Source organism: Cupriavidus sp. (genome assembly GCF_057315035.1).
This window is the reverse complement of sequence record NZ_DBHKYV010000027.1, coordinates 1-9292: the sequence shown is the minus strand read 5'-3', so window position 1 is coordinate 9292 and position 9292 is coordinate 1. Positions and strand designations below refer to the sequence as shown.

At 60.8% G+C, this 9292-nt stretch carries 11 protein-coding genes; 5 read left to right on the top strand and 6 right to left on the bottom strand.

Annotation, left to right across the window (positions count from 1 at the left end; translation table 11 throughout):
* The 4 genes from ACO550_RS26185 to ACO550_RS26170 form a co-directional block, all read left to right on the top strand.
* On the top strand, positions 1-932 hold a 932-nt coding region (locus tag ACO550_RS26185; RefSeq protein ID WP_485995016.1), incomplete at its 5' end, for a copper resistance protein B.
* A gap of 43 nt (positions 933-975) precedes the next feature.
* Positions 976-1362: a copper homeostasis periplasmic binding protein CopC gene (copC, locus tag ACO550_RS26180; protein WP_029309277.1), complete on the top strand. Its 387-nt coding sequence runs from the start codon at positions 976-978 to the stop codon at positions 1360-1362.
* A 6-nt stretch (positions 1363-1368) separates the two neighbouring features.
* Positions 1369-2286 carry a copper homeostasis membrane protein CopD gene (gene copD / locus ACO550_RS26175; protein WP_315598799.1) on the top strand — a complete coding sequence of 306 codons (918 nt, stop codon included), beginning with the start codon at positions 1369-1371 and terminating at the stop codon, positions 2284-2286.
* Positions 2287-2357: 71 nt separating this feature from the next.
* Complete coding sequence (locus tag ACO550_RS26170; RefSeq protein WP_029306637.1) at positions 2358-2834, top strand: cupredoxin domain-containing protein; 477 nt, start codon at positions 2358-2360, stop codon at positions 2832-2834.
* A 95-nt stretch (positions 2835-2929) separates the two neighbouring features.
* Here ACO550_RS26170 and ACO550_RS26165 read toward each other — a convergent pair whose 3' ends face one another.
* The 4 genes from ACO550_RS26165 to ACO550_RS26150 are packed head-to-tail and all read right to left on the bottom strand — an operon-like array spanning position 2930 to position 6630.
* Positions 2930-3454 (bottom strand): c-type cytochrome, encoded by a 525-nt coding sequence (locus tag ACO550_RS26165; protein WP_008652088.1) that lies wholly within the window; start codon positions 3452-3454, stop codon positions 2930-2932.
* Positions 3455-3497: 43 nt separating this feature from the next.
* Positions 3498-3911, bottom strand: a complete 414-nt coding sequence (locus tag ACO550_RS26160) for a DUF411 domain-containing protein (protein WP_315598798.1) — start codon at positions 3909-3911, stop codon at positions 3498-3500.
* A 47-nt stretch (positions 3912-3958) separates the two neighbouring features.
* The gene (locus ACO550_RS26155; protein WP_315598797.1) at positions 3959-6376 is read right to left on the bottom strand and encodes a heavy metal translocating P-type ATPase; all 2418 of its coding nucleotides are present in this window, start codon (positions 6374-6376) and stop codon (positions 3959-3961) included.
* Positions 6373-6630 (bottom strand): DUF2933 domain-containing protein, encoded by a 258-nt coding sequence (locus ACO550_RS26150; RefSeq protein WP_315598796.1) that lies wholly within the window; start codon positions 6628-6630, stop codon positions 6373-6375. Before ACO550_RS26150 ends, ACO550_RS26155 begins: the two co-directional genes overlap by 4 nt.
* A gap of 161 nt (positions 6631-6791) precedes the next feature.
* On the opposite strand from ACO550_RS26150, the gene ACO550_RS26145 reads away from it, so the two are divergent.
* Positions 6792-8057 (top strand): type II restriction endonuclease, encoded by a 1266-nt coding sequence (locus tag ACO550_RS26145; protein ID WP_485995015.1) that lies wholly within the window; start codon positions 6792-6794, stop codon positions 8055-8057.
* A gap of 109 nt (positions 8058-8166) precedes the next feature.
* Here ACO550_RS26145 and ACO550_RS26140 read toward each other — a convergent pair whose 3' ends face one another.
* Both ACO550_RS26140 and ACO550_RS26135 read right to left on the bottom strand, forming a co-directional pair.
* Entirely contained in the window at positions 8167-8403 is a 237-nt protein-coding gene (locus ACO550_RS26140) for a hypothetical protein (protein WP_029307133.1), read from the bottom strand.
* A 121-nt stretch (positions 8404-8524) separates the two neighbouring features.
* Complete coding sequence (locus ACO550_RS26135) at positions 8525-8986, bottom strand: CzcE family metal-binding protein (protein WP_029307132.1); 462 nt, start codon at positions 8984-8986, stop codon at positions 8525-8527.
* Between the last annotated feature and the right edge of the window lie 306 nt (positions 8987-9292).

Here is a 9292-nt window from a genome sequence, read left to right as displayed (position 1 = left end):
ACAGCAAGATGCAAGGCATGGAACAGGGCTCGATGCAGGGCATGGACCACAGCAAGATGCAAGGCATGGAACAGGGTTCAATGCAGGGCATGGACCACAGCAAGATGCAAGGCATGGAACAGGGCTCGATGCAGGGCATGGACCACAGCAACATGCAGGGCATGGATCATGGCGCCATGCAGATGCAGGGTGGAAGCGCTCCGCCGGACGCCAGAGATCCAGATGCGTATTCCGACGGCGCAAAGCTCGGCGTCGGCCAATACGCGATTGGCCCCAGCAGGTCGCTGCATATGGCGGACGAACATATCTTCACGTCCGTTCTCGTTGATCGCCTTGAATGGACCAAAGGTAACGAAAGCAATGCGGCATCCTACGAAGCGCAGGCGTGGATTGGGAATGCGTTCAACAAGTTCGTCATCAAGGCAGAAGGCGAGGTCGAAAAGGGCAAGGTTCCCGAAGCCCGCACCGAACTGTTGTGGGGACACGCCATTGCCACGTATTGGGACACCCAACTGGGTGTCCGGAACGACGCCGGCTATGGGCGCCCTGCACGCAACTGGCTTGCGTTCGGTGTGCAAGGGTTGGCGCCTTACTGGTTCGAGGTCGAGGCGACCGGCTATGTCGGCACCGAGGGACGAACCGCGCTGCGCCTTTCCGGTGAGTATGATTTGCTGCTGACCCAGCGGCTGATCTTGCAGCCTAGGTTAGAAGCCAGCCTGTACGGCAAGAACGACCCCGAAATCGGTATCGGCAGTGGCCTTTCCAGCGGCGCTGTCGGAGTGCGATTGCGCTATGAATTTAGCCGGCAGTTTGCGCCGTACATCGGTATCGAACGCTCGCAAAGCTTCGGCAATACCGCAAACATGGTCCGAGCCTCCGGCGGCCGCAGCGGCGAGACGCGCTTCGTCGCGGGTATTCGCATGTGGTTCTGATCGTCTTTTTCTTTTCACACCCCACCAGCAATTGGAGTTTTTCATGCAAGCATCACGCCTCACTATTCGTGCGACCCTCGCGGCTGCCGCATTGCTCGTCAGCTCCGTGGCCTTTGCGCACCCGAAGCTGCTCACATCGACCCCCGCTGACAAGGCGGAAGTTGCCGCTCCCCAAAAGATCGAACTGAAGTTCTCGGAGAATCTTTCGACGCAGTTCTCCGGCGCAAATCTCCTGATGACCGGCATGCCGGGCATGGCCGACCACTCGCCGATGAAGATCGCAGCAAAGGTCGCCGGCGGCGACGATCCCAAGACCATGGTAGTCACGCCTGCGCAGCCGCTTAGCCCCGGCAACTATCGTGTGGAATGGCGCGCTGTGTCGTCCGACACCCATCCGATCAACGGCAATATCACCTTCACCGTCAAGTAAGCTGCAATGGACTGGGCAACTGTCGCAGTGCGTTTAGCACTCTATCTAGATCTTGCAGCGCTGTTTGGCCTTCCCCTGTTCGCCTTGTATGCATTGCGCCAGGAGGAGCGGCGGTCATTGATCGGCGCCTCCTTTGCAACCCTTTGCAAGGTGGCCGCAACGCTCGGTATCGTCCTGTCGTTCGTGAACATCGCTGTCATGGCGAAGGGCATGACGGGCGCCGCTTCGTACACTGAACTTCAAGGCCACGTTTTCGAGATGATTGTGACCGGAACCGCGTTCGGTACGGCCTGGATTGTTCGTCTGGTTGCCCTGTTCCTGTGTCTGCTCGCCGCGCTCTTCCTGCGCAATCGGCCGCTGTCCCAGTTCAGCGCCATAACAGGCGGTGCCGCGTTCGCGCTGGCAACGTTGGCGTGGGGAGGACACGGCGCGATGGACGACGGCGTGAAGGGCTATATCCACCTTGCATCAGACATCGCGCACCTGATCGCAGCCGGTGCATGGTTCGGTGCCCTGATCGCCTTCGTTTTATTGTCCCGCACGGCCGCAACGCCCAACAAGGTGGCGCTACTGAGCCGGACGTCCAATGGATTCGCGCAGGTCGGCACGATGGTGGTTGCCACCCTGGTGGTCACCGGCGTCGTCAACTACTGGATGATTTTTGGGTTGCAACTGCCGGAACTGAGCCTGGCGTCGTACGGCGGCCTGCTGCTATTCAAGCTAGCACTCTTCGGCGTCATGCTGCTGCTTGCGGCGGCCAACCGTTTCCATCTCAGCCCGCAGCTTGAACATGCGGTTCGAACCGGGGATCACGTGGTCGCCGTACGCACGCTGCAACGCAGCTTGACGCTCGAGACCGGCGCCGCGACGCTGATCCTGGTTCTGGTTGCGTCGCTCGGCATACTTTCCCCCATGCAAATGTAAGACCCCTCCAATCCAGAGGCTGAGTCAATCCGACTCAGCCTAGCCCTAACATCCCACCACCGAGGTTCGCCATGAAGACACTCGCGCTTTCCCTCATCGCCGTGGCCTTTGTTCCGTTGCTGGCGACAGCCGCCCCGAGCAATGACAGCTCGGCCACGCGCAAACCGGCTGCATCGGTCGCAGGACAACCTGGCGATAGTGCCAAGGCCACGCGTACGGTGGACGTCACGATGAACGACACCATGCGATTCTCACCCAACGCGATTCCGGTGAAAGCGGGTGAAACCATCCGGTTCCAGGTACGCAATGCCGGGAAAGTCGAGCACGAAATGGTGATCGGCACGACGGCCGAACTGAAAGAGCATGCAAAAATGATGCGGGAGATGGCCGGCGAAAAGCACGCTGCCCCCAACAAGCTCACGCTCGCACCGGGCGCGCAGGGGACTCTCGTCTGGCGGTTTGACAAGGCTGGGACCGTCGATTTCGCCTGTCTGGTGCCCGGCCACTTCGAAGCCGGTATGGTCGGCAAGGTCGTTGTAAAAAAATAGCGCGACGCGCGACTAACCACTCCCGCCAAACAGACCGATGGCCTCCAACCTGTGACGACGACAGGCATGGAGGCCCGTTCTTGTTGCTCGGCAGGCTAGCGACCGATGTACTCGTTGGTCGCCTCGCGCTGGGCGGCCTGCACCTTCTCTGGCCAGGTGCTTTTGATGTAGGCCAGTACTGCAACGATGTCCTCGTCTGACATCGACGACTTGAAGGCCGGCATGTCGCTGACATAATTGCTCGGTGCAGAGACGCCTGGTACCAATCCGTTCTTCGTGAGCGCGAATAGTATCGCGTCTGCATGGTGCCAGGTATGGCCTGACGCGTCGTGTGGTGGGGCCGGCAGCCGCCCACTTGGCAGCCGATCGCGCCAGTTCGGCTGCCCTTCCAGTTTGGCGCCGTGGCACGCGGCACACGCCTGCGCATATAGCTGCCTGCCTCGCTCCACCCGCTGTGAATCCGATGCGTCAATGCGCAATTCGCGCCCACTCCGTGCCCGATCGGGGATTGGCGGTGTCTCCAGATAGCGTTTGGCCTGCAGCGCGATGACCGTCGCGGCGACGGTACCTAACCCCAGGAGGCCGATGATCCTCCAGCGCGGCTTGTTGGATTCTTCCATGCAGCATTGTCTGGCGGCATGGGTGCCGCCAGCTCTGATTCCGTTAGTCTTGGGAGAAGGGCTTGCCCTGGAAATCCACCGTGACCAGGCCGCCGTTCAGCTTGCCCATGCCCGGTGCATTGGTCGGCATGCCAGGCACTGCGACGCCCTTGACTGCGCGATTGGCCACCAGTTTCTGGATAGCGGAGGCCGGCACGTGCCCCTCAATGACCTGGCCGCTAGTTTCCAGCACGGCGGTGTGGCAGGAATTGAATGAGGCCGGCACCCCAAGTCGCGTCTTTACCGAGGTCACATCCGTCGAGTTGATCACCTTGGTGGGGAAGCCGGCTTGATTGACGTGCTTCACCCACTCTTCGCAACAACCGCAGTTGGGATCCTTATAGACCGTCATGGCAGGCGCCGCGGCATACGACGCGGTACTTCCTGCCAGGATGGCAGCGGCAAACAGGTATTTCATTAGAATTTTCCTTGTACTGACTTACTTGAAACAACGCTCGGCTCGCGTCAGACACTCGTCCGCCTGAGCCTCAGCGCGTTGGAAATCACCGATGCGGAACTCAGGCTCATCGCGAGCGCCGCAATCATGGGGGACAGCAGCAACCCAGTAAGCGGGTACAGAACGCCAGCGGCCAAGGGCACGCCAAGCGCGTTATAGACAAAGGCAAATGCCAGGTTTTGCTTCATGTTGCGGATCGTCGCTTCCGAGAGGTTTCGGGCCCGGGCGATGCCGCGCAAATCGCCCTTCACCAGGGTAACCTGGGCGCTGTTCATTGCCACATCGGTCCCGGTGCCCATGGCGATGCCCACATCGGCCTTGGCCAGTGCAGGTGCGTCGTTGATCCCGTCACCCGCCATGGCTACCAAGTCGCCAGCGTCCTGCAGTTGCGTCACCAACGCAAGCTTGTCGGCGGGCTTCACTTCCCCGCGGAACTCGTCGATGTTCAGATTAGTGGCCACCGCCTTCGCTGTGGCGAGGCCATCGCCGGTGGCCATGATCACGCGGATACCCTCATCCCGCAGACTCTGCAACGCTTCCGGCGTCGAGTGCTTGATGGGGTCCGATACGGCAAGTAGCCCAGCCAGCGTGCCGTCAACGGACAAATACATGACGCTGGCTCCTTGCGCGCGCAGGTCGTCGGCTTGCGCACGCAGCGGCTCGACCTGGACACGCTCCTCCTCCATGAGCGCCGTGTTGCCAATGGCGAGCCTTTTCCCGGCCACGATGCCTCGAACGCCAATCCCCGTGCTCGATTCAAAACTCTCTGCCTTCTCCAGGGACAGTCCCGCATCCCGCGCGGCGGTAACCAGCGCAGCGGCCAGCGGATGCTCGCTCCCCTGGTCAAGGCTTGCGGCAAGCCGCAGCACCTCTTCCTCGGCATAGCCATTGACGCCAACAGATCGCGCAAAGGCGGGCCTGCCCTCGGTCAATGTACCGGTCTTGTCGACGATCAGTGCGGTAACCTTGCGCAGGTTCTCGATCGCCGCCGCGTCGCGAAACAGCACGCCGTTTGCAGCTCCCTTACCGCTTGCGACCATGATCGACATTGGCGTCGCCAATCCGAGAGCACACGGGCAAGCGATAATCAGCACGGCAACGGCGTTGATCAGGCCAAACACCCAACTCGGTTCTGGACCGAAGAGCCCCCATGCGAGAAACGTGGCCACCGCCACACCGATGACTGCGAGCACGAAGACCCCGGCGACCCGATCGGCCATGCGCTGCATCGGCGCCTTCGACCGCTGCGCCTGGGCAACCATCTGGACGATCTGCGACAACATGGTCTGCGCACCGACCTTCTCCGACCGAATGATCAGGCTGCCCGAAGTGTTGATCGTCGCGCCAATGACGTGGTCACCCGCGCGTTTGGAAACCGGCATGGGCTCGCCCGTAATCATCGATTCGTCAATCGAGCTGCTACCCTCCGTGACGACACCGTCCACCGGCACTTTTTCGCCGGGCCGGACCCGCAGCAGGTCTCCCACGTGAACGTGGGTCAGGGCCACATCTTCCTCTTGTCCGCCGGGGCCAATGCGCCGGGCAGTTTTTGGTGCCAGGCCGAGCAGTGATTTGATTGCGGCGGAGGTCTGCGAGCGCGCCTTCAACTCAAGAAGCTGCCCGAGCAGGGTGAGCGAGATGATGACCGCGGCGGCTTCAAAATACACGCCGATACGCCCATGCGCGGCGAACGCGGGCGGGAAAACGCCCGGCGCAACCGTCGCCACCACGCTATAAATATAGGCAGCACCGGTTCCCAGCCCAATCAGGGTCCACATGTTCGGACTACGATTGATGAACGATTGCAGGCAGCGTTCGAAGAATGGCCAACCCGCCCACAGGACGACCGGCGTCGCCAGAACAAACTCCACCCAGCTTTGCGTGTCGGGTGACATCAAGCCCAGCCGAGATCCGAACATCGCAAGTACAAAGACGATTGCGGTCAGCGGAAGCGTCCACCAGAAGCGGCGTCGAAAATCCGTCAGCTCAGGATTTTCGCCGTCCTCGATATCCGGCAACAGCGGCTCCAGGGCCATCCCGCACTTCGGGCAGTTCCCGGGATGATCCCGACGAATCTCCGGGTGCATCGGGCACGTATAGATGGTCCCTTCCGGTTCGGCAACCAGTGTCGCAGCATCAGAGGTCGTCACCCCCGCATACTTCGACGGCTCCTCCAGAAACTTCTGATGGCAGGAGTTACTGCAAAAGTAATACTGCTTGCCATCGTGTTCGGCGCGGAATTTGGACTCCGTCGATACCGCCATCCCGCAAACCGGATCTTTCAAGTCGGTCTCGGGCGCGCGCTTGCCATCGCATTGCGAGCCATGCCCGGCATGCGAATGGCCATGATGCGCGTCATGATCGCCGGGCGACGCTGCGCCGTGCGCAGCGTGATCGTGTGGCTGGAGCGGACTACGTTCATTCATTGTGCGACTCCTGTGTTCCGACGCGCCTCGTTACCTCTCGCCGAGGACGAATTCCGCTGGCGCCCGGCGCGATGGAAATGCATCAACGGGCACAGCAACACTAGCCCAAAAGGCAACATCGACGCAAGCCGCTTCCAGCCCGAGTTAGCGAAAGCGAGCACGACGATCAACACGGCCCCCAGTGTAAGCCACCCAATCGCCCGCCGGTTAAGCCCGGTCTTCGAACCAGCATCCTGTACTACGTGGGAATCCATGACGTCACCTTTCAGATAATTAGCCAAGCCACGACCCGACAACGCTTACCCGACACACCATAATCCTTCCCGCCATGGGAAGGTCAAGTTCGCTTGAGACCGTTTTGGCGCACAGTATTCCGCGCCCGCGGTGATACACTGCCCGGCAAAAAAGTGACGCCATGACAGACACCACCCGAACTCTCATTGAACGCTGGAAATCCGATCCGAACGGCACCTATCAAACCTGGTTCCTCTGGCCTGAACGCCTCAAGAATTTCAGATCCATCCGGCGCGGGATCGGCGCCGTCGTCGAGGAAATTCACGCAGGCACCTTTGGCAATGCGTACCGAGGATCGTCTCTGGAGACCGTTGTCGCTTCGATTGCCGAACAGCGACAGATCTTCAAGGGTGCCGATCACGCGTTTCTCTGGAAGCCAAAACTGCGCATTCCCGATATTTACGAGAACGCCGACAACCAGCGGGCGTTCGCAAGGTTGCTTCACACGTGCAATTGTTGTGATACCGAGGCAGAGATGCTCACCGCCATCCAGCGACTGAGCGGCGTGGGAATCAAAGGCCTCGGTCCCGCCGTCGCCAACCTGCTCTATTTCATCCACCCCACCCTGCTTCCTCCGTTCAATACTGCGATCGTGAACGGCTACAACGCCCTGACCGGTGCCGCAGTCAAGCTGGGCAAGTGGGATCACTACCTCGCAATGCGCGACGGCATCCTGACGCTCAATCATCGCTATCGTGACGTCCTTTCCAATGATCTCGGTGCGCTGGCTGGCCTGCTATTTGATGTCGGCACGGGGCGGTATCCCGCTCCGCCACGCAACGATCTGCCCGGCGAGGTCAGCGCGTGGGAAGACGATCTGGCCAAGGTCAGGGAACAGGCGTCTGCACTCGCCAAGCAGATCCAGGCAGGCAAACTTGAAGATGCCACACATACCGAAGTACAAGGCTGGCTAAGAGATCTCGGGAAGTCGCTCGGCTATGCGGTTTGGATCGCGACCAACGACCGGGGCCGCGAATACAATGGCGAGCCGCTCAGTCATGGGTGTTTGTCCGCTTTACCGGCGACGCTGCTCGTCTCGGGCGGTGAGACGGTCCCGCTGATCGACGCGGTCTTGCTGGATCCCGCAACCCTTGAGGTGGCCGCCGCGTTCGAGGTCGAGCATTCGACATCGATCTACTCCGGCATCGTGCGGCTGCTGGATCTTGCCCTGGGCACCAGTCAATCCGCCACCAAACATCTATTCCTCGTGGCGCCAGATAACCGAGAAGCGGAAGTCCGTGCGCAACTCAGCCGGCCGGCATTCAGCCGTGTCGCGGAACTCAACATGCGCTACGTTCCATACTCCAGCCTTCGCGAGCATCGGGAGAACATCGCGCGCTTTGGCACGGGCATCAAGCCGATCGAGGCGATCGCCAAATCCTTGTAGTTCGCGCTTCACGGCCGGCGGGGCCCCAAAATGCACAACGCCCATGGACGACACCGAGCCTTACTCGGTGCGCCATGGGCGCGTGCCGTCTCAGCCAGGACCTTGACGATCAAGCGCCGTCAGAGAACGTATCGCGGGTTCCGACGGAATGTCCGCCGTCGGTGAACGGGTCACGCGTGCCCATCGAATGCGCACCATCCGTGAACGGATCGCGCACCCCCATCGAGTGGCCGCCATCCGTATAGGGATCGCGCGGGGAAGTTACCCCGGCGTTCGCGACCCCTGCCGCTCCACCAAGCGTGGCGACTGCCAGCACCAGAAGGACACTCTTTTTCAGCGTTTTCATCGTAATCTCCAAGGAGTTGGGTTCAGCGAACCGTTCATATACAGCTTACGTGACGGTTGCCGACCCACGCCTGACCGAAACATGACAAAACAGACAGGTGCGCGGCTAGCGCCGTGCCTGGTCAGTGGCCGGTGTACAGTTCGCTCCGCTCGATGTACACCCAGACACCCTGGCTGTTAGGCAATTCCGGGAAGAGTTCGTTGAGGGCAATGGCCTTGGTGCGGGCCAACTGCCCGAACGCGAAAGTGATCTCGCTCGCCCCACTCTTGAAGGTTACGGTCTCGCCCGAATCGACATTCACATACTTCAGGCCCGGCGCAACGTCGACGACACGCGAGGTGCTTCCCGCCGGCGCCTCGCTGCCGAACAGCGAAGCCTGCGGGCCGGGCTTGATAGCGGACAACGAAGAGAGGCCCGCTCCGGCGCCATGATCATGATGTGCAGCCGCTTGCATCTGGGCTTGCTGCGACCAGCCGGCTGCGCTGGTGGATTCGAGCTTGTCAGCGCTCCATGCAGCGGAGGCTGCGAGAAGTGCGGCGACGCCGAGCATGAGCGACGCGATCGAGGGCTTTTGAGATGTCATGATGTTCTCCTTATGAGTTTCGGGCCTAACCCTTGCCAACGATGTTAGCCATCCAGCCCAGGCGAACACCTTACCCACCCGTTACAACTCGGAAAGCTCCACGAATAGCGCAACCGAGATCGTCAGCCTTGCGTTAGCCATGCCAGACGCTCACGCCAAAGCATCGCGTCACGATGCATCGTGACCTGTCCCGACGGGCTAGTGGCACCGATGTAATGCCCATCTCAGACCGAAGGGCGAGAACCTATTTCTTGCTGTTTCAACATGCTTATGGCTTGCCCCACCCCATATTCCCCGTCCTGTCTC